Source organism: Alteromonas sp. 4NH20-0104 (genome assembly GCF_057547795.1).
Genome location: NZ_BAAJLP010000006.1, coordinates 106,654 through 127,256 on the forward strand (window position 1 = coordinate 106,654; position 20,603 = coordinate 127,256).

The following is a 20,603-nucleotide window of genomic DNA, read 5'->3' on the forward strand; positions in this document are numbered from 1 at the left end:
TTGCCCCGAACATCATCCTCTGCAGGGTATATTATGGAAGCCTTTATCGCCGAGCTGAAAAAAGCACTTCTGGGAGCTCAGGAAGCCGTTTTAAGTCCGACCTTCCTGTACCAGGTCATTGTCATCGTTTCGATTTACGTGGTTGCCTGGCTGGTGTCTTCCAGTTTGCGTAAGCAGTTTAGCTGGACGCGTGAAATACCGGAGGACGGTGCTCATATTATCAGACTAAAAATGTACCGCCTGGGCGGGACGTTATTCCCAATTTTTACTATCACCCTACTTAAGCTCACGTCGATACTGGGCAAGCAGTATCAGCTTGATGCCTGGCTGCTGGAAGTTGCTGTGGTCGTGGCCATCATGATTTTCCTTAATTCTTTCATCCGGGCTTTCGTTGAAAGCAAGGGAATAGCGAACTTCCTGCGCTGGGTGGGCTTGCCCATTGTTTTTCTGCACATGATTGATGTCCTTCCTTCGGTCATCGCCGCCCTGGAGGCAATATCAATCAATATTGGTAACGTCAGTGTGTCGGCTTATGGGGTGGCCAGGGTTACTATTTTTGGTGTATTGCTGTTCTGGCTTGGCCGGGCTTCCAGCGTAATGGGCAAGGATATTATCCGCAATCACGAAAAACTCGATGTCACTACCAAAGAGGTGTTCTCTAAACTCTTCGAGGTGGTCTTATTTTGCGTGATTTTCCTGTTACTACTGAATATTATGGGCATCAACCTGACTGCGCTTGCGGTGTTTGGTGGTGCGCTGGGTGTAGGACTTGGTCTGGGATTGCAGTCGATAGCCTCAAACTTTATTTCGGGTATTATCATTCTGCTCGATCGCTCGTTAACGGTTGGTGATTTTGTTGAACTGGACGACGGCAGCAAGGGCTTTGTTCGCGAGTTTAAGATGCGTTATGCCGTGCTTGAAACCTATGACGGTAAAGATATTCTCGTCCCCAATGAAAAGTTTATCAGTTCGCTGTTAATAAATTGGACCCACAAGGATCCAAAGCAACGTTATCGCATCGACTTCTCTGTGGCCTATAAAACCGATATTCGCGCTATGGTCGAACTTATTAAAGAAGCAGTCAGTGAACATCCTCAAGTGATCAGCGGGCCGGAGATCCCGTTTGAAGAGCGGCCTGACTGCGAAATCGACAGCTTTGGTGACTCCGGTGTGAATATGTTTGTTGAATTCTGGATGGAAGGTGTTGATGACGGTAAAAACCGGGTTGGCGGTGATTTGTTGTTAATTGTATTTGAAACCCTGCGCGAGCATGGCATTGAAATTCCGTTCCCGCAGCGTGAAGTGCGGGTTATCAACGAAGACGCTATTTCACTCAAAAATACTACGCCTTAATGAACAAAAGGGGCTATCCGGCCCCTTTGAGATTAGTCGCTGGTGGCTACCGGTTCCTGGTAGGCGTCGGTGCCCCACAGGGGAACGGTCGATAAACTGTGTTTAAAACTCCCTGAGGTTTCTTTAGTGGAGTAGGCGAGGTACATCAGCGTTTGGTTTTGTGGGTCGAAGATACGTCGAATTTTCATATTCTTGAACAACACACTTTTCGACTTTTTAAACACCACGTCACCGGATTTTGATTTGTCGATTGCGGCTATCATGTTAGCAGTGATTTCGCCGGTCTGACGGCAGGCTATGGAACTGTCTGACGGATCGGCCAGACTCAAATCGGCCTCGATACTGGCCACATGGCAGGTTACGCCCGGAATTAACGGGTCAGTAAACATGTCTATTTTTATGTCTTTGGTGGTAAACAAGCCCAATGAGACATCGCCTACTTCGTTACGGTCGCAGGCAGATAACAGTAATACGCCTGCTATTGTGGCTATCAGCTTTTTCATAAGATTCCTTTTAACAATGGCTGGTTTGACTACAGGGTACACCTATCGGCGCGGGTTCGGTATGTTTATCCCCGATAGTTGATGTACAATAGGCCGCATTAAACTTATTTACTGTAACGCGCGTACCAAAGGTCGCATTATAGTTATCAATCAAGGAATTTATTCATGCCATTACTCGACAGTTTCCGTGTTGATCACACCCGTATGCATGCCCCGGCGGTACGTATTGCGAAAAAAATGACCACGCCAAAGGGCGACCCGATCACTGTTTATGATCTGCGTTTTACTGTACCGAATCAGGAAGCGTTGTCAGAAAAGGGCATTCATACGCTGGAGCATTTATTTGCTGGTTTTATGCGTGAACACCTGAATGCCGACGACGTGGAGATTATCGATATTTCCCCGATGGGATGCCGAACCGGTTTTTACATGAGCCTGATTGGTACACCGAATGAAGAGCGTGTAGCTAAAGCGTGGCTGGCGGCAATGAATGATGTACTGAATGTTCAAACTGAGTCAGATATTCCTGAGCTTAACGAATATCAGTGCGGTACTTATAAAATGCATTCACTTAAAGAAGCGCAGGAAATCGCGCAAAACGTACTGAATCGTAAGGTCGGTATTAATAGTAACGATGAGCTGTACCTCAGCGATGAGTTTTTAGAACAGTAAAGACTGCACAAACTCTGCTCTCCGGCGGGGAGCAGAGGCTATTTTATCTTCACCTCTTCACCCTGACACCATCACCATTTTTCGTATAGTGCCATCGCCTCTGGTGAGTAGATACAACTCGCCGGCACCATCTGTTCCAAATCGCATCTGGGCATGGTTGGTGTCATTTTGTATTGCCGTAAGGGTTTTTACTCTGGCGTTGTGCTTCAGTTTTATCTCGCCAAACTGCGCCTTTTTGCCATTAATAAGGGCTGCAGCCTGGGTATAAAAAATCCGGCCGCTTGCCATGTCGCCATAGATGTACATACCATCCAATTTACTTAGCAAGGCTCCGTGATATACGTACCCGCCGGTGATTGCCCTGCCTAAATCATGTTCATACTGCAACGCTGGGTATGTATAATTGAGTTGTGAGTCGTTAGCTGGCAGCGGATGATAGGTCTTATTGTTTCTGCGGTCGACATTCAGAAATCCTTCACGCTGGCTCCAGCCATAGTTACTGCCAACAACCCCCACATTCACTTCCTCTGCAAGGGCCTGACCAATATCGATTAACACCATGCGGTGATCGCCTTTATCGTCCCAGGTAAAACGCTGAGGATTACGCAGCCCGTAAGCCCAGATTTCAGGTAAAAAAGGCGGTTTATTCACAAACGGATTATCTGTCGGTACGGTGTAAGACTCTGCACCCCTGGCAAGAGGATTAATACGTAAAATTTTACCTAAAGGCAATTGTGGATCCTGGGCGGTATGATAAGCATTAATTTCCTGTTTATAGCCCACTGTATTGCCACCATCGCCCACGCCAATATAGAGCATGCCATAGTCAGATTCGCCCGATTTTGCACTGCTATTAAACGCTATCTGGCCTATGGTGTGATCGCGGAATGGATGAGAAATTCGCAGTACTACCCGGCTGGATGTTGTATCGACATGATCACCCGATATCGACACCTGCCATTCTCTGATGACATCGAGGTGTGACGGTGTTTTGCCTGTGCTGACTTCTTTAAAATCCGGCTTTCCTGAGCCATAACTCTCTGTGGTAGCGGTATAGAGTTTACCGAAACCAGGCGTTCCCGGCTGCGCAAAATCCGGGTGAAACGCCATCGACGTTAATCCTTTCTCGGTGTCGTTCCTGACAAACACATCGCCAAGGGCAGCGTTAACATCTAAAAAGGGGTCGTTAATGAGCTTTTCGTTGTCGATGGTATACACATAGCCATCCAAATCGACCGCATAGAAGCGCTTCGAATTGTCATTGGCATAGGCGAGGGTGGTTATTCTGGCACCAGAGCGTTTACCCGGGCGTGTTGGCAGTGTTGCTACATCACGAATGACTATCGTGACATCGTGATAGGAAACGGGTTGGGGAGCGTTTACACCAGTTTCAGCAGCAGTCAGCACTGGTTGCGAGCTTACTGGTCTCTGTGGGGGACTATTATCGTCGCTGCATCCAATCACTAAAGTGAAAAATAACAGTCCCGGAACGATGAACCGAGATCGAGGGTAGTAGTAGTCCATTCCTTAGGTTTCCTTTGCCGTGATACGCAGAGATTTAGCACAACCATTTAAAAAATGGGTGTTGATATTTAAGTAGAATACTGACTCAGAGAGGAGCAGGCAAGATACCGCACTCACCTTTTAATTGCGAGGATATCACTCCTTGAGTAAACTGGCTTAACAGCAATCTGTAATCCACCCTGCTGCTGATAATTTACTGTTTCTCCAGAAAAATCAGTTCTGTGTGAGAGTGCCTGCGAATATAAGGATTGCCATAAAAATAACCCTAAATTAATGGCGAGTTAAAACGCCACCGTCTTAATCGGGTAGAGGACTACCCAAGCAGTAGAGGACAAGGATGTGACCGATTCCCCCCCTTCTTATCAGAAAGTCGCGCCGTATCGTTCAGTTTGGCTGGAAGGCATACTGACTCTGGTTACTATGGGTTGCTACCTGTTTGTGTGGTTTGCCCTGGCCGCTCGCGACTGTAAGCGAATTACCGGCAGATCCTTTACGCCCATTCTGTGGTTTTTTGCCCCGATTGTTTGTTTGCCTCTGCCATTTGCTTCGCACATTCTGCTGAAAACTTTTAGTGACATTGAAACAGAGCGGCAATTGCCGGGCTGGACGAAGATGCAGAACATGGTTTGGAACGCAGTGTTTAGCGGGACTTATATCGGCGCCTATGTAGCTGGCGAGCTGGTGGAAGAGCAGGCCTGGCAGTTTGTGCTGTGGGGAGTGGCATTTGTTTTGTTTTTGCTGCTCCACCGTCGGCTAAATGGTATCCGGCAAGCCTTCGACAGTGAGCCCATGATGCACCGTTTTGGCGGTTATAACGCGCTGGAATGGGTGGTTGGCTTGTTGTTTGTCGCCTTGTGGGGATTTCTCATCTGGGCGTTAAGCCAGTTAAAACTGCTAAATGTGGATACAACCAGTGTAGAACCCGGTACTGAAATCGTCGTGCCGGAAGCCAAGGTGCGCTTTACCGTGAATCAGGAAGGCTGGGAGACTGTGCCAATTGGTACCGTTACCGACGGGTCAGCCGAGTACGAATTAAGAGGTCCTGCTTCACTCAATACCATGTGGTATGCAGTATTTACCTATACTGAGCACGATGATTTTAACGAAATAGCGCAGAACCGCTATGCAACCTACCTGGAAGTGATGCCAGGCGCAACCTGCACCGCGGTTCGCTCACTGCAACAAGGCACAGACTTACTGCGCTCTGTGGTGACCTGTGAAAATACCGAAGACGGCGACAAGCAGCTGTATATCTCACACCTTATGCAACAGGAAAAAGGCATGGCAGAGCTGGTGGGATACATGTGGGTTGAACCCCGTAAATATGCTCAGTATCGGCCGCAATTTATTCAGGATATAGAGGGGCTGACTGCAGATGAAAAGTAAGCTATTGCTGTTTTTGTTAAGTGTGATGGTTATGCAGCCCGCCGCGGCCGAGTTTCTGCAGGGCGATGCGCTGATTGCCCGGGCCAAACAGCTCGCCAGTGACATTGAGCCTGCGGCGCACAGCGCCTTAACCGGTTTAGAGCGTACCTACAGAGTTGAGCTGAAGAACAATAAGGTGACAGTGTATGGTCACAAAATCTGGTTCTATCCCACAACCGCATCGGTGCAAAACAATGCTTATGAAAGCATTTACTTTAATCAGCTCAATGAGACGCTCACCGTATTGACGGCAGCCAGCATTTCGCCCTCGGGCAACGTTAATTATGTGAATGAATCACATCAGAAGGTCATCGCGGAAGATACCTATAATACGTTTACTGAAACCGAAAAGATGATTGTTTCCTTCCCGGCAGTGGAAGTGGGTGGCGTGACCCTCGTTGCCTATAAAATTGAAGAAACTCTCACGCCGGAGCGCTCCTACTGGAGTGTTCGTTCTTACCCGCAGCAAACTGCAGATATGCAACATTACAGTTTCGAGGCCCAATGGGACGACAGTGCGGCGTTGTATTTTGAAAATACCAGTGAGTTTGTTGCCTGTGAGCAGCAGTCGCAAAGCGTTGTTTGTTCTGGCGAAAACCTGGTGGCTGCGGAGTCTGACAGTGTGGTGAACTGGGGAGACCAACTTGGTCAGATAACCCTTTCCACTGAGCCTGACTGGCAGGCAGTCAAAGCTGAAGTCCGCCCCGGGTTTGTAAAAGCGATTGAGCACAACGAGGGGGTACGACCATTGGTGGAAAAATTAGCCGCCAGTGCTGATGGTAAAACAGCGCTTATCCAGGCTATATTTGAGTTTGTGGCACGCGACATTCGATATGTATCCCGCTCCGAAGCGGGCTATGACATTGTCCCCCATAATGTTGACGAAACCCTTGCCAACCGGTTTGGTGACTGCAAGGATAAATCGTCACTGCTGATAGCCATGCTTCATGCTATCAACATCGATGCTGAGCCGGTGCTGGTGGCAACTAAAAGGGAGCGCCCGTCGATGGCTGGTGCCGCGTCGGTTGGTTTGTTTGATCATGTTGTGGTTTGCTTTACGTATGAGGGCCTGCAGTACTGTTTAGACCCAACCGATCCTTACACTCAGTGGCAAAGTACGTCGGACTGGATCCAGGGGCGGGTAGCGTTAAACCTGTCCAATGACGAATCGCTGTCTACCATTCCAAGGCCACAATATCGCTGGCAATTGCAAGCGCAGTCAGATATCACTATTACGCAGGAGGGCGGCCAAAAAGAGCTCGTTACGCTCACCTTCCTGAATGAATATGCGTCGTTAATGCGCCAGAATATGGCTGGCTTATCGCAGCCGAAGCGTCTGGAGTATATGGTTGATGTCTATCACGATGTCGCCAACGAAGAGGCTGAACCGGTCTTTGAGATCTCGGGTGTGGATACCATGTCGAGCAGGTTAACCACCCATTCAGAAACGATTTACGACAGCTATTTTGATCCTCAGCAGGGCGTGTCTCTGGCGGAAAATGACTCCTGGCTACGCGGAGAGCTGTCTTCTTCGTGGCTGAACAATGAAGTGTATGGCCATTATTATCCGGGGTTCCGAGTGGAGTCGGAGTATAAGATTCAGCTCCCCCATAATTGGCAACTAAACCGCTTTCCCGCTAAGCTAAGCCTCGAACATAAATATGGCGCACTCACCCGGTCGTACCGTTTTGAACAAGGTGAAGAGCTGGATATCCTGCATGTTACTACCACTTTATCTCTACCTTCCCGGTATTTAGCGGTTGAAGAGATAGCAGCTTTTAACGATTTATTAAATGTATTTTATAAGCAGGCGCCAATTACTTTTGGGCATGATGGCTAAAGCTTGTAGCTAAACTCAGTCCTGCTCGTTATGGGCGGGATGAACAACAGCGCAGGCCATTACACTACAAAAACTTAGCAGCGTGGTCACCATCACAAAAGTGAGAGCAGGGGGCATATTAATGGTGGCCACCAGATAAGCGCCAATCGACGCCCCACTGAGGTGGAAAAAGCCAACCAAGGCGGCCAGAAAGCCAGCCGATGTGTTAGAAAAGCTAAGCATCAGAGACACACTACAAGGCATGGCAATACCAGCAAAAAAGAAAGCCAGGTAGCCAAGCAGCAAAGTTCCCCAGAGTGTGTTTGAGCTCATTGTGGTTAGCCAGAGTAAGGTACAGCATGACAACCCCAGAATAATCAGCCCTGAAAGCTTAAATTTATAGACAGCGGAGACGGTCGGTAATCTGATATTAAGGTAACTGCCAAGCACAAAACAAAGCGTGGCCAGCAGTGAAAAAAGTGAAAAGGCAGTTTTACTGAAACGGTGTTCATCCATCAGCAGTGACGGGCTGACGGTGACGAAACCAAAAACAATGCCATAGAGTAGTCCGCTTGCCACACCGACTAATAAAATTCGCGGCAGACAGGTTCTCATCAGCGCCAGGGTCTCGCTGATGACGTGTAAAGAACGCGGCTTATGCTGTGAGTCTAACTGCGGTGCAATATAAAAAAGCAACCAGAAAGCTAGTAACGCCAGGCACAGCACTACACCAAATATTGCTGTAATACCGGCATAGTGACCTACCAGGGTGCCTATCAGAGGCGCTACCGCAGGAGCAATCGCAAAGGCTATATTGGTCAGGGATAGAGACACATTGAGCTGCTGCGGGCTAAATAGCTGTTTTGATAATGCCCGAGTAACCGACACGCCAACTCCGCCTCCAAGCCCTTGAATTATCCGTCCCGCCAAAAAGACTTGTGGGGTATTAGCCAGGGCAACCAAAAGGGTGCCCAGCATAAATAACAGCAAGCCTGCCTGGAGCAGTCGCGTTTTATTCAGATAGTCGCAGGCGACGCCGGACAACAATTGCGAAACAGAAAATGCAATAAGAAAGATGGCGACACTTTTTTCTATCATTCCGATCCCGCTACTGTGCAAAGTCGCGAGTTCCTGAAAGAAAGGCGTGTAGATCCCCGTAGAAACCTGACCAAGAACGGACAGCAGAATGAAAGTAATGATCACCAGATAAAACGAACGACTCGAAATCGATGATTTCATTAATACAGTTTCTCGCGAGCGCGTAAAATTAAAGACTCTGTAAATCTACCCTTTTGATATGACAAACTTTTGAACCTGCAATCATCAGCAAGAATCCGTTCGTTGGATCATAGTATCGTGCCTGCATATACATTTAACGACACTACGATTCATAAAAGATAATCAATAAATCATCATTGATACAGCACCTTAGCAGTATAGCTAGGACAGTGCAGTCTGCACGAATTGTGCTCAAAAAAAAGCCCCGCGATTATCGCGAGGCGATTGACCTAGGATGGCAAAAGTTAAATGCTTTCTACATCACCGAGAGTGATCTCAATGTTGAGTTTATGTTAATGTCCGTTCAGGTAGGAAAGTACAATCTTACATATTCCAAGATGACAACATAAACTTATCGAAGATTTCATTATTTCTAGTTGCAAATACAACGAAATATGTTGAGCCATCAACAGAAAAAAGAAAATACTTTTGGGTATTTTCCTTTTTATTTTCCCAAACGCGCACAGGTGTAATATCTTCCATCTTCTGTTCCAAGTTAGCTGAGTTAAATTTTATAGTCAGAGGCTTTTTAGAATAATCCTTCTTAATTCTACTCAACATGCTCTCGTCTAACAGCTTCATATCCAATTCAACCAAATTCACTTTATCTAATTGCCCAATCTTCCAATTAAAAATTGTATCTTCAGTTTCGCTTGCAAATGCAAATAAGCCCGTACTAACAAGTAGTAACGCAATCACGTAGTTTTTCATGCACAATCGCCTTATATTCCGACTCAACTTTAAGGGCATTATTTTCGTGAACAGGTTCGCCATTTGGGGCTATCGATTCATCAAATTTGCCGCTATCCATATCTACAGCATGACCAAACACCTCGTGAGCCATTATTGCTTCGGGGCTGTTTATTACAGTCGCTCCATCTTTATTAGTCGTGGATAATTCAGCACCTGGATTAATTGATGTAACCGAACCACTCCCTTTTCCATTTGATGAATCTGCAACATTGCCGAGTGCATTTATACCAGGATTGCTATTGCCAAGAGTTGCCACAATCATGTGAGTATTCTTGGATGATTCAAGTTGCGCAGCTCTCGCTTTAAATGCTGGTGAGGAATTTTTCACTTTATCATAAGTAACTTTGTTAACAGCAACTTCGCTTTGAGGGCCAAAAAATTTGACCTCACGGCCGTCAGGATCAACATATTTATAAGGATTGTTATTCGCATAAGCATACCGATTAAAGCTATGCACATCTCGAAATCCAATGGGGTCATTGCTGTAAAAGCGCCCGATAACGGGATCATAGTATCGTGCCTGCATATACATTCAACGACACTACGAGCCATAGTAGATAGTCAATAAATCATAATTGATACAGTATCTTAGCAGTATAGCTAAACTAATGAAGTCTACACGTATTGTGCTCAAAAAAAAGCCCCGCAAGTGCGAGGCTGAGTGTTCAGATAAAGTGACAGTCCTATTTATTATTAACTTCTCGCTTTAAATTTTTAGACGTGAATAGAATTGATAGCCGCTCCAACAGGTGCAAGAACAGAATACAACTGCTAATAACCAAATAATAGAAGCGCCTTGTTCAGATTCCTCCGCTAGAAATTTATTGCTTATCAATTCGTTATTAAATTGATTAAGGCCGAGAAGCCTTTTTCCTTCTACAGTTAAAGTAACCAACCGGTTAATTTTTGGAGCTTTTACTTCTGAGCAAGGGATTTTTTTTGTTCTTACGAAGTAACTTTGTCCTGACTTCAATGAAACACTATGAGTATGAATAATTTTACTGTTTTTCCAAAAACCACACTCATACTTTGTCAAAATTCCTGTCACTTCAGTTGTTTCTGTAGACAATTTTTTCAAAAGCATTAAAACAAGACATAAAGATACAATCAGCAAGAACGAGAATTCTATAGCTTTCGCAATTTTACTTTTACCCTTCATCTGGATTTATCGCTTTACTAATATTGTCTATGTTTTCATTAGTCTCTAATTGCATCAAAGATACCTCTGCTGTTGATTTGACGCTGGTGCCTATTAAATCTCCGACACCATCCGACTTCAGAAATGCTTTGCCGAGGTCACCAACATTATCAATTATGCCTTTTACGCCAGTGCCAACATCTAAAATAGCCCCAATCCCATCGGCAGTTGCTGGATTAACATCACCATAAGTTTGCAGCAATTCGGAAACTGCTGAGCCGCCCATCGCTCCATCGAGAAAGGTCGTAACCCCCATGGACACAGCGGGAGGATTAGCAGTGATGACACCACCTATCATTTCAACCATTCCCAAAGACATTTTAGCGTGCCTTTTTAAAATCTCTCCTCTTGGCACATCAGCATCATATTCACGTACTTTTCTCGCATTCACCATCTGAGAATACGGAGTAGATGTTTTACCGTCAGGATCAATATACTTGTATGGATTATTGTTGGCATAAGCATATCTATTGAAACCGTGAATCCCATTTTGGCTTCCAATATGTGAAAGCGCATCAACCGGATCATTCGCGTAGAAACGACCTATGACCGGATCATAGTATCGAGCCTGCATATAAAGAATGCATACACTTAATTTTAAGAAAATGACCAGAAAACTTGCGTAATCTTCTTAATCGTTTAAGATTTGGCGGTGAGGTTAATTTTTTGTGCGTATTATGTTGCGGGCTTTGTGTTTGCCGCAGTGGCTCACTAAATCAATCATTGTATTAGTATCAGCGTGTTACATGTTTTGTGTTTTCAGTTTGTGAGGATTAGGAGCATGTTTGTTACGCTGAAGTAGATGATAAACAGAGATCTTGATATGAAAGATTCACTAAAACCAAACTTAAGCTTCTGGCAAATATGGAACATGTGCTTTGGCTTTTTCGGCATCCAGTATGGCTTTGGGTTGCAGCAGGCTAACCTGAGTCCGATTTTTCGTTATCATGGCGCTGCAGAACATGAATTGCCTATTCTGTGGTTAGCAGGGCCGGTAACCGGGTTATTAATTCAACCACTGATCGGGGCGTTAAGCGACGGTACCTGGACCCGCTTCGGACGTCGTAAACCCTTTTTTATGATCGGTGCTCTGGTAGGCTCGATTGCCGTGATGTTTATGCCTTATGTGCCTGAACTCTGGATGGTGGTGGGTCTGTTCTGGATCCTCGATGCGGCAATGAATACCGCAATGGAACCCTACCGTGCGCTGGTAGGCGACAAGCTTAATCACCAACAGCGTCCCACCGGTTATGCCTTGCAGTCGTTTATGATAGCGGCTGGTCAAATGCTGGCTGGTTTGATGCCGTTGATTATGATTTCTGTTGGTGTGTCTGCGGAAACCGATGGCAAGCAAATTCCTGAAATCGTCAAATACTCTTTTGCCATTGGCGTAGTGGTTATCCTGGTTTCCATGGCGTGGTCATTTGTAAAAACTGAAGAATACCCACCGGAAGATCTGGAAGCCTTTCATGCTAACCGCGAACACAAAAGCATCGGTCATGTATTTACCGAGTTGTGGAGTGCACTGGTTGATATGCCCAAATCCCTGCGCGCAGTGTGGTGGGTGAAGCTGGTTACCTGGTTTGGGTTGCCAATGATGTGGCAGTATCTGGCATTGTCGATTGCCCGCCACGTTTATGACGCCCCCAATCCCGACAGTCCCGGTTTTGTTGAAGGGACGGCTCAGGTAGGGATGGCTTTTACTATCATGAATGTCACCACATTGATTATGGCACTGGTTATTGCCAAAGTGGTCACCAGGATTGGTGATGCCAAAACTTATGCACTATTTTTATTAGTGGGTGGTGTGGGCTATCTGTCAATGCAGCTTACTACCGACTTATATATGACCTTTGCTTGTATGGCCTTGGTTGGCATTGGCTGGTCTGCGGTGATTACTGTCCCCTTTATTATTGCTGCGGACGTTACGCCAGCGGCCCGGGTTGGGGTTTATATGGGATTACTGAATGCTATGATTTGTCTGCCACAGATCATGGAAATGCTTTCCGTTGGCTATTTTTACGATTCTCTGCTTGGCGGGGATCCTCGTAACGCCTTGGCGCTGGCCGGTATTTTATTTATTGTTGGTGCAGGCCTGGCTCTGCGCATTAATACCAAACCTGATCACCTGGCTAATCAGGAGAAACAATCATGCAATTAACCCAGATGAACCGTCAGTGGTGGAAAGAAGGCGTTGTTTATCAAATATATCCGCGAAGCTTCCAGGACTCCAACGGTGATGGTGTTGGCGATCTGCAAGGCATAATCAACCGGTTGGATTATATTGCTTCGCTCGGCGTGGATATTGTGTGGCTAAATCCCATCTACAAATCGCCCAATAACGACAATGGCTACGATATCTCTGATTATCGTGACATTATGGATGAGTTCGGCACCATGGCCGACTTTGATGAATTGCTGGCTGGCTTTCATGCCCGAGGCATTAAAGTGGTGATGGACCTGGTGGTTAACCACTCCAGCAGCGAACATGAATGGTTTAAACAGGCCTGCTCATCGCGAGACAACCCATACCGCGATTACTATCACTGGTGGCCGGCTGAAAAAGGCACGCCGCCGGAGCGTTGGTCATTTTTCGATGAAGAAGGCAGCGCCTGGGCTTATCATGAGCCCACAGATGCCTATTATTTGCATTATTTTGATAAAACCCAGCCAGATTTAAACTGGGAAAACCCCAAACTGCGCGAAGAAATCTTCGACATGATGCATTTTTGGTTTAAAAAAGGCATCGACGGTTTCCGGATGGATGTGATCACCTTTATTTCCAAGCACGATGATTATCCGGTGTTTGAGGGGGTGCATGGCGATGCCATGATTGATGTCTATGCCGAGGGGCCTCGCTTGCATCAGTACCTGAATGAAATGAACCGCGAGGTATTGCAGCATTACGACATTATGACCGTTGCTGAAGGACCGGGTACAAACTTAGACAATATTCATGATCTGGTTGATGAAGACCGCCATGAGCTCAATATGAATTACCATTTTGAGCATGTGGAATTAGGTGTGGATCAACGTAAGATTGTTAATGCTGACTTTCAGAACCTGGTGAAGTACAAAGAGATCATGAGTGCCTGGGCCACTACCTTTGATGAAAAAGGCTGGGGCACCCAGTGGCATACCAATCATGACTTTCCGCGTCAGGTGTCGTGGTTTGGCGATGATTCCTCAGCCCATCGTGTGCAGTCATCCAAGCTGTTAAGTACCTTTTTGCTGACCATGCGAGGCACGCCTTATTACTACATGGGCGACGAAATTGGCATGACTAACGCCAAATTCGAGAGCATTGACGATTACAACGACCTGATGACCATTAATTGGTATAACCTCACTAAAAATGAGGGGGGCGATGCCGAGATGCTGCTTGAATCGCATAAGTTAAGTGGTCGGGACAATGCCAGAACGCCCATCCAGTGGGATGATTCGGCGAATGCCGGCTTTACTACCGGAAAGCCATGGTTAAAAGTTACTGGTAATTACCCGCAGATCAACGTTGCTGCACAGGAAGATGATCCGGATTCACCGTTAAATTACTTTCGCAAACTCACCCGTTTACGCAAAGATAATCTAACGCTGGTGTACGGTGCCTATGAGCTGCTATTACCGGATGATGAGCATATTTATGCCTACACCCGTAAGCTCGACGATGAAGTGATACTGGTACTGCTTAACTACTCGAGCAGCCAGCATCACTGTGCGATGGCGCCGGCATTAATAGGTGATAATGTGCTGATAAATAACTACGCTGGGCTACAAAAGGATGACTCAGGTTATACCCTCGAGCCCTGGCAGGCCGCGGTGATTAAGTTAGCGTAAGCGCTTTGCTAAACCCACTAAAGCCGCTCAACTGAGCGGCTTTAGTGTTTTTATACTTGGCCGGTACTGGGCTGAAGCCCCCGTTTTAGCCACTTATCAACCGCTTAGCGCTTAACTCGGCGTCGGAAGAAAATGGTAGTTAAGCCAATCATAAGTAATGCCAGCGGATGCATCGCCCCACCTGAAGAACCGCCACCCGATGGGGGCGTAGGTTCCCCACTGCTGTCGATTAGCGTATTGGGCACTGGATTTAAATCCGGGTTAGTCACGGTTGCCGCATCGGTTACCACAATATCGGTAATCAACACAAAGTTGTCACCATCCGGTTCCCGACCATTGGCTGCATCATCGTTGGTATAGTTTTGCAGTGGGATGGAGTTTGCCGCTCCGCCTAAGTTAAACCGTGAGAGTTCGCCAATTGCGTCCGCCACGTCCATACCGTTATCAATTACCTGACCAAATACGGTAAACCCGCCATTCTGTACATCCAGATTCTGGCTGTTGTCAGATAAATTAATAAACCACTGAGAGGTGGCACTGTTAGGATCGCCGGCTTGTTTGGCCATGGCGATGGTGCCGCGTACATTAGACAGTTCCGGTTCATTGACCACGGCTACACCGGTAGCCACGTTGTCCAGAGGCAGAGTATTGTTGTAGGTAAAGCCCCCCGCCTGAACGACAAAGTCAGGTTCCAGACGATGCACCACATTGTTGGCATAAGCCCCCGAGTTTACATACTCCAGAAAGTTTTCTACTGTCTCCGGGGTTTCTTCATCAAAAAGGTTTACGCTAATGGTGCCCATATTGGTGCGAATTTCCACCACGGTTGCTGCAGCCTGAAAGCTCAACAGGGCGGCCGTGCTCAATGCGAGTATTGGTTTTATCATGCCTGGTAATCTGCTCGTTGTTATTAAATTAAGGCCAATAGTACGCAAACTCCCCAGGTCCGGAAACCCTTTCTCTGTATCATTTTGTAATCGCGCCAGATCCCCGTTAAACCAAAGCAATCCATAACTCTTTCCCTGGGTAAACGCCACTGATTGGCAATTATTGTTCCCGCTGTCTACTATACACAGTGATACTTGTAGCGTTCGATGGATACAATAACCAGAGAGGAAGAACGACTTGGATATGAATAATACAGAGACAAGGCTCCTCAAAAAATACCGCCTGCTTGATGAGGGTCACCAGACCATTGTTGAAAAGTTTATCGATAAAATCCTCGCTCAGGATAAGGACAGTTGCGATGCCAATTTGTCTAACGCGGAGCTGGTGGAGTATGCCATAGAGCTGGAAAGACAAAGCGACGCTTAGTTATCAGTAAGTGTCCACTCCGCCTGTCTTACCGGGTAATTAGTCGTAAAACAGGGCAGTGTGATCCTGCGATGGTGCTAAAAGGGCATTTAAAGTGTGTCCTGTGTCCGCAATTCATCCCAATCCCGGCTTAAATGCAGTAAACTTGCGCTCAACTTAGTCATTACAGGATGATTTCAGTGGCCTTACAATGGTTTCCGGGGCATATGCACAAAGCCCTTAAAGAAATAAAAGAATCGATAAGTCAGGTTGATATCCTTATAGAAGTGCTTGATGCGCGGATCCCTTATTCCAGTGAAAACCCGGAAATTGCTAAAATCAGGGGCGATAAGCCGGTCCTGAAAATTCTCAATAAATATGATCTGGCCGATCCCGAACTCACCGCACAGTGGCAGGCTTATCTGGAAAGTGAGCGTGGTGTAAAAACCATTACGACTACCACCGACAATCCGGCAAACAGCAAGCAAATTATCAAATTAGTGCAAACGATTTGTGCCCAGAAACACGCGTCTGTGAAGTCGATCAATGCCATGATCACCGGGATTCCGAATGTGGGTAAATCGACCCTGATTAACATTCTGGCTGAAAGGGTTATCGCTAAAACCGGTAATGAACCGGCGGTAACCAAGTCTCAGCAGCGGATTAACTTAGGTGGCGGGATCGTGCTGTTCGACACACCGGGCGTGCTTTGGCCAAAACTGGAAAACCCCAATTCCATTTATCGACTGGCGTCTTCCGGTGCAGTAAAAAATACTGCGATGGAGTACGATGATGTGGGGTTTTATGCCGCTGACTATTTAATTAAAGCTTACCCTGAGGCAATGAAAGAGCGTTACAAGCTCGAAGAGTTGCCCGATACAGAGCTTGAGTTTTTAGAAGCCGCCGCGAAAAGCCGGGGAGCCATTATGGCCGGTGGTCGGGTTAACCTGCATAAGATTTGTGAAATCTTATTAACCGAACTTCAGGCCGGAAAGCTTGGGCGTTTAACGCTGGAAACGCCGCAAATGATTGAGCAGGAAAAAGTTGAGATGGCCGCGGCTGCCGAGAAAAAAGCAGCCGAAAAAGCCAAACGTAAACAGAAGTTTAAAGACGGCTCGCTAACCCCCGATAAAGTGGCTCGTAAAGAAAAGCGCAATGAAAAGCGCCAGGAACAGAGCCGCAGAATGAAACAGGGTCGCCGCTGATCACTACCCATTGAATTGGTGGCCAGCCTTAAGATTGTGCCAGTTGAAAAGCGCAAATACCCACGGCACTGGCCAGATTCAATGACTCAATAGTGCCGTTACCTGCAATGGTAAAAGCGTCGGCGTTCATCTGCGATAGCGCCTCTTGCGGTACGCCTCGCGCCTCGTTGCCAAACAGGTAGCAAGGGTAGTCAGCAAAACGCTTGTCGGTTATGGCAGTGCCGGTTAAGTCGAGGTAAGCAAACTTTTCAAACCGACTTTGTAATTGCGTGAGCGTGATATCCAACTCGACAGGCAGATGAAAAATAGCCCCCATACTGGCCCGCACGGCCTTGGAATTAAACGGGTCGACACTGTTAGGACTCAATAACAGCCGGAAGCGACCAAACCAGGCTAACGAACGCAATACAGTCCCCAGATTGCCAGGGTCCTGAATCTCATGCAGATAAATACAACGCTCATTGCCCACAGCGGTGACCGGGCTCCCCTGGCTCGCTGGCAGAGGTACTCTGGCAATGACGCCCTGAGGCGTTTTGGTGTCGCTGAGTGCGGCCATTTGCCGTTCGGTAACCGACACTACATCAAAGCGTTCATCCAGAGGGAGCCCCCGAGCCTGCCAGGCATCGGTGACATATAGCGTAACCGACTGCGACATCAACGGTGAGCGTTGCAGTTCCTGAATCAGATGTTCCCCCTCCACTAAATAATAACCAAACTGCGAACGGTATTTTTTCTGATGCAGTTTTTTTACGTCGTCTAGTTTCATGGTGCAGGCGGTTCCGGGTACAAAAGGGGCAATAGGCGCTCACAGAGACGCGTGTTAAGATAGAGGCGTATTGTAGCCTGTAATAGCCGTGAAGTCAGGCTGGCTGGCAAAGTTTGTTAGCGCTTGTTAATTTGCAAATAACTTAGGCATGATTACAATGTACGCCGATTTCCCACCAGTCACAGCAGAGTAGATATGGCCCGCTCAAAAACCAGTAAAAAATGGATGGAAGAACACGTTAACGATCCGTATGTAAAAAAGGCGCAGGCCGACGGTTATCGTTCCCGGGCCAGTTACAAACTTATCGAGATCAACGAAAAGGATAATCTGTTCCGTTCAGGTAGCGTGGTGATGGACTTAGGTTCAGCGCCGGGGGGCTGGTCGCAGATCGTCGCTCCCGTAGTGGGTGAAAACGGGCGGGTGATTGCCTCAGATATTCTGCCTATGGACAGTATTATCGGGGTAGACTTTATTCAGGGTGATTTCACCGATGAAGCGGTATACGACCAGATTCTGCAGGTGCTTGGCGATGATCAGGTGGATGTTGTGGTTTCGGACATGGCGCCTAATCAAAGTGGTGTAAAAACCACCGACCAGTATGCTTCCATGTATCTGGTGGAGCTGGCGCTGGACATGGCCAGAAATGTGTTGCAGCCCGGTGGCAGTTTCTGTGCAAAAGTATTTCAGGGCGTGGGCTACGATGACTACGTCAAAGACGTTCGCTCCTCGTTTAGTAAAGTGGTGGTCCGAAAGCCCGCCGCTTCGCGCCCCCGTTCACGGGAAGTGTATCTGGTAGCTACCGGATTCAAGGGCTGATAATCAGCCCTGTTGCTATCTCAGCGTTCCAGTAACGGCAGCTTATCCGGTACGCCATTCCAGCTGTCTGCATCCTCAGGCGGCGCAATCACTTCAGTAATGTTTGGCCACTGCTGACTAAGCTCAGCATTAATGGCCAGATAGGGCTCTTGCGCTTCGGTCAGTTCCGTATCCTGAACAATGGCCTCCGCAGGGCACTCCGGTACGCACAACGCACAATCAATACAGATAGCCGGATCGATGGCCAGAAAGTTGGGCCCTTCAAAAAAAGCGTCTACCGGGCACACCGCTACACAGTCGGTATACTTACACTTTACGCAGTTGTCGGTCACTACAAAGGTCATGATGAAATGGATATTGGATCAGTTTGGGCCGATTATAAGGGTTATGTAGCCTGATCTAAAGCCAAATGCCACACAATGGCTACCGGATTGGTGACAACTGCATTAAACTATAGCCGCTCTGACAGACAGGCTGTCCGGCGAACCAGGATCCTCCCTCATGTTGCGTTTAACCGATATAAAACTTCCTCTTGATCATAACGACTCAGCACTCGCTGAAGCGATTGTCAGAAAGCTGGCAATTTCCGCTGAAGACCTGTTACACGTTAACGTGTTTAAACGCGGGTACGATGCGCGGAACAACAGGGATATTCAGCTGATTTATACGGTGGATGTTGAGGTGAAAGGTGAGGCTGACTTACTTGCGAAGTTTGCCAAGGATACTCAGGTTCGGGTTACCCCGGACATGACCTATAAGTTTGTTGCTCAGGCACCGGAAAACCTGACTCACCGCCCGGTAGTGGTAGGGCTGGGCCCGTGCGGGATTTTTGCGGCGTTGATCCTGGCGCAGATGGGGTTTAAACCCATAGTGCTGGAACGGGGTAAGGCGGTGCGTGAGCGCACCAAAGATACCTTTGGCTTCTGGCGTAAGCAGCCGCTCAATCCGGAATCCAACGTACAATTTGGCGAAGGCGGTGCCGGGACGTTTTCCGACGGCAAGCTATACAGCCAGGTGAAAGACCGCAAGCATTACGGGCGTAAGGTGTTACACGAGTTCGTTGAAGCCGGCGCTCCGGAAGAAATTCTTTATGTCAGTAAGCCGCATATAGGGACCTTTAAACTGGTTAGCATGGTCGAGAAAATGCGCCAGCAGATTATTGATCTGGGCGGCGAAATCCGCTTTTCCAGTCGGGTAGAAAAACTGGATCTCGATGAAGAAGAGGGGCAATACAGCGTAAAAGGGCTGCATTTGTCAGACGGCAGTTATCTGGCATGTAAACAGGTGATAATGGCCCTTGGCCACAGTGCTCGCGACACCTTTCAAAACCTGTATGACCAGGGCGTTTACATGGAAGCTAAACCGTTTTCGATTGGCTTTCGGATAGAGCATGAACAAAGCATGATTGACCATTGCCGGTTTGGGGATAACGCCGGGAATCCCATTTTGGGCGCTGCAGATTATAAACTGGTCCATCATTGTAAAAATGGCCGCACGGTTTACAGTTTTTGTATGTGTCCGGGCGGTACAGTAGTAGCCGCTGCATCTGAGCCCGGCCGCGTGGTCACCAATGGCATGAGTCAGTATTCCCGGCACGAGCGTAACGCGAACAGCGCCATTGTAGTGGGGATTACGCCGGAACAGGACTATCCAGGTCATCCACTGGCGGGTATCGAATTACAGCGTCGCCTTGAGGAACTGGCATTTAAAGCCGGCGGTGAGAATTACAACGCACCGGGACAGTTAATTGGCGACTTTCTGGCAGATAAACCAAGTGCCGAATTGGGGGAAGTCACCCCGTCCTACACGCCGGGCGTTACGTTAACCGATCTAAGCAAAGTGGTGCCCGACTATGTGACTCAGGCCATTCGTGAAGCCATTCCGGCATTCGACCGCCAGATTAAAGGGTTTGCTAAAGCCGATGGCACCCTGACCGGCGTTGAAACCCGCACCTCATCGCCGGTGTGCATAAAACGTGATAAAGACTACCAGAGCATTAATGTGAAAGGGTTGTATCCGGCGGGCGAGGGCGCAGGCTATGCCGGTGGCATCTGGTCGGCAGGTATTGATGGTATTCGGGTCGCTGAGGCGCTGGCGCTGGCGTTTGATAACAACCATTAATAACTTCACTTGCTCGCAGAGTATAGAGCCCAGGGGTTCCTGG

The 20,603-nt window shown here is 47.5% G+C and carries 20 protein-coding genes; 10 read left to right on the forward strand and 10 right to left on the reverse strand.

Annotated features, from left to right (window positions below; genetic code table 11):
• Positions 1-33 precede the first annotated feature (33 nt).
• The gene (locus AC27IB_RS06175; RefSeq protein WP_296053585.1) at positions 34-1,353 is read left to right on the forward strand and encodes a mechanosensitive ion channel family protein; all 1,320 of its coding nucleotides are present in this window, start codon (positions 34-36) and stop codon (positions 1,351-1,353) included.
• 32 nt (positions 1,354-1,385) lie between these two features.
• Here the strand turns inward: AC27IB_RS06175 and AC27IB_RS06180 are convergent, their stop codons facing one another.
• Positions 1,386-1,856 carry a CreA family protein gene (locus AC27IB_RS06180; RefSeq protein WP_296053583.1) on the reverse strand — a complete coding sequence of 157 codons (471 nt, stop codon included), beginning with the start codon at positions 1,854-1,856 and terminating at the stop codon, positions 1,386-1,388.
• 165 nt (positions 1,857-2,021) lie between these two features.
• Between AC27IB_RS06180 and luxS the strand changes: the two genes are divergently transcribed.
• Positions 2,022-2,528: an S-ribosylhomocysteine lyase gene (luxS, locus tag AC27IB_RS06185; protein WP_296053581.1), complete on the forward strand. Its 507-nt coding sequence runs from the start codon at positions 2,022-2,024 to the stop codon at positions 2,526-2,528.
• Between the two features lie 57 nt (positions 2,529-2,585).
• Here the strand turns inward: luxS and AC27IB_RS06190 are convergent, their stop codons facing one another.
• The gene (locus AC27IB_RS06190) at positions 2,586-3,935 is read right to left on the reverse strand and encodes a PQQ-dependent sugar dehydrogenase (protein ID WP_487119630.1); all 1,350 of its coding nucleotides are present in this window, start codon (positions 3,933-3,935) and stop codon (positions 2,586-2,588) included.
• A gap of 456 nt (positions 3,936-4,391) precedes the next feature.
• Here AC27IB_RS06190 and AC27IB_RS06195 point away from each other — a divergent pair, with 456 nt between their 5' ends.
• Positions 4,392-5,438 carry a hypothetical protein gene (locus tag AC27IB_RS06195; RefSeq protein ID WP_487119632.1) on the forward strand — a complete coding sequence of 349 codons (1,047 nt, stop codon included), beginning with the start codon at positions 4,392-4,394 and terminating at the stop codon, positions 5,436-5,438.
• Positions 5,428-7,317 (forward strand): DUF3857 domain-containing protein, encoded by a 1,890-nt coding sequence (locus tag AC27IB_RS06200; RefSeq protein WP_487119634.1) that lies wholly within the window; start codon positions 5,428-5,430, stop codon positions 7,315-7,317. The genes AC27IB_RS06195 and AC27IB_RS06200 overlap by 11 nt, the downstream gene beginning before the upstream one ends.
• Positions 7,318-7,332: 15 nt before the next feature.
• Here the strand turns inward: AC27IB_RS06200 and AC27IB_RS06205 are convergent, their stop codons facing one another.
• The 5 genes from AC27IB_RS06205 to AC27IB_RS06225 form a co-directional block, all read right to left on the reverse strand.
• On the reverse strand, positions 7,333-8,535 hold the full coding sequence (locus AC27IB_RS06205; protein WP_487119636.1) for an MFS transporter: 1,203 nt from the start codon (positions 8,533-8,535) through the stop codon (positions 7,333-7,335).
• Positions 8,536-8,898: 363 nt separating this feature from the next.
• Positions 8,899-9,285, reverse strand: a complete 387-nt coding sequence (locus tag AC27IB_RS06210; RefSeq protein ID WP_487119638.1) for a hypothetical protein — start codon at positions 9,283-9,285, stop codon at positions 8,899-8,901.
• A complete protein-coding gene (locus AC27IB_RS06215; protein WP_487119640.1) occupies positions 9,251-9,859 on the reverse strand; it encodes an RHS repeat-associated core domain-containing protein in 609 nt (202 codons plus the stop codon). The genes AC27IB_RS06210 and AC27IB_RS06215 overlap by 35 nt, the downstream gene beginning before the upstream one ends.
• 174 nt (positions 9,860-10,033) lie before the next feature.
• On the reverse strand, positions 10,034-10,486 hold the full coding sequence (locus tag AC27IB_RS06220; RefSeq protein WP_487119642.1) for a hypothetical protein: 453 nt from the start codon (positions 10,484-10,486) through the stop codon (positions 10,034-10,036).
• The gene (locus tag AC27IB_RS06225; protein WP_487119644.1) at positions 10,476-11,099 is read right to left on the reverse strand and encodes an RHS repeat-associated core domain-containing protein; all 624 of its coding nucleotides are present in this window, start codon (positions 11,097-11,099) and stop codon (positions 10,476-10,478) included. The genes AC27IB_RS06220 and AC27IB_RS06225 overlap by 11 nt, the downstream gene beginning before the upstream one ends.
• A gap of 249 nt (positions 11,100-11,348) precedes the next feature.
• On the opposite strand from AC27IB_RS06225, the gene AC27IB_RS06230 reads away from it, so the two are divergent.
• Both AC27IB_RS06230 and AC27IB_RS06235 read left to right on the forward strand, forming a co-directional pair.
• Positions 11,349-12,686, forward strand: coding sequence for an MFS transporter (locus tag AC27IB_RS06230; RefSeq protein ID WP_296045269.1), 1,338 nt, complete (start codon positions 11,349-11,351; stop codon positions 12,684-12,686).
• Positions 12,677-14,359, forward strand: coding sequence for a glycoside hydrolase family 13 protein (locus AC27IB_RS06235; protein WP_296045266.1), 1,683 nt, complete (start codon positions 12,677-12,679; stop codon positions 14,357-14,359). Before AC27IB_RS06230 ends, AC27IB_RS06235 begins: the two co-directional genes overlap by 10 nt.
• A gap of 104 nt (positions 14,360-14,463) precedes the next feature.
• Here AC27IB_RS06235 and AC27IB_RS06240 read toward each other — a convergent pair whose 3' ends face one another.
• Positions 14,464-15,246: a peptidylprolyl isomerase gene (locus AC27IB_RS06240; RefSeq protein WP_296045263.1), complete on the reverse strand. Its 783-nt coding sequence runs from the start codon at positions 15,244-15,246 to the stop codon at positions 14,464-14,466.
• Between the two features lie 244 nt (positions 15,247-15,490).
• On the opposite strand from AC27IB_RS06240, the gene AC27IB_RS06245 reads away from it, so the two are divergent.
• Complete coding sequence (locus AC27IB_RS06245) at positions 15,491-15,673, forward strand: hypothetical protein (RefSeq protein WP_296045260.1); 183 nt, start codon at positions 15,491-15,493, stop codon at positions 15,671-15,673.
• A 179-nt stretch (positions 15,674-15,852) separates the two neighbouring features.
• A complete protein-coding gene (gene ylqF / locus AC27IB_RS06250; RefSeq protein WP_296045258.1) occupies positions 15,853-16,857 on the forward strand; it encodes a ribosome biogenesis GTPase YlqF in 1,005 nt (334 codons plus the stop codon).
• 28 nt (positions 16,858-16,885) lie between these two features.
• Here ylqF and AC27IB_RS06255 read toward each other — a convergent pair whose 3' ends face one another.
• The gene (locus AC27IB_RS06255; protein ID WP_296045255.1) at positions 16,886-17,623 is read right to left on the reverse strand and encodes a TrmH family RNA methyltransferase; all 738 of its coding nucleotides are present in this window, start codon (positions 17,621-17,623) and stop codon (positions 16,886-16,888) included.
• A gap of 195 nt (positions 17,624-17,818) precedes the next feature.
• Between AC27IB_RS06255 and rlmE the strand changes: the two genes are divergently transcribed.
• Positions 17,819-18,439, forward strand: coding sequence for a 23S rRNA (uridine(2552)-2'-O)-methyltransferase RlmE (gene rlmE / locus AC27IB_RS06260; protein WP_296045254.1), 621 nt, complete (start codon positions 17,819-17,821; stop codon positions 18,437-18,439).
• Positions 18,440-18,459: 20 nt separating this feature from the next.
• Here rlmE and fdxA read toward each other — a convergent pair whose 3' ends face one another.
• Positions 18,460-18,783, reverse strand: a complete 324-nt coding sequence (gene fdxA, locus AC27IB_RS06265) for a ferredoxin FdxA (RefSeq protein WP_296045251.1) — start codon at positions 18,781-18,783, stop codon at positions 18,460-18,462.
• A gap of 157 nt (positions 18,784-18,940) precedes the next feature.
• Here fdxA and AC27IB_RS06270 point away from each other — a divergent pair, with 157 nt between their 5' ends.
• Positions 18,941-20,560: an NAD(P)/FAD-dependent oxidoreductase gene (locus tag AC27IB_RS06270; protein ID WP_296045248.1), complete on the forward strand. Its 1,620-nt coding sequence runs from the start codon at positions 18,941-18,943 to the stop codon at positions 20,558-20,560.
• The last annotated feature ends 43 nt before the right edge of the window (positions 20,561-20,603 follow it).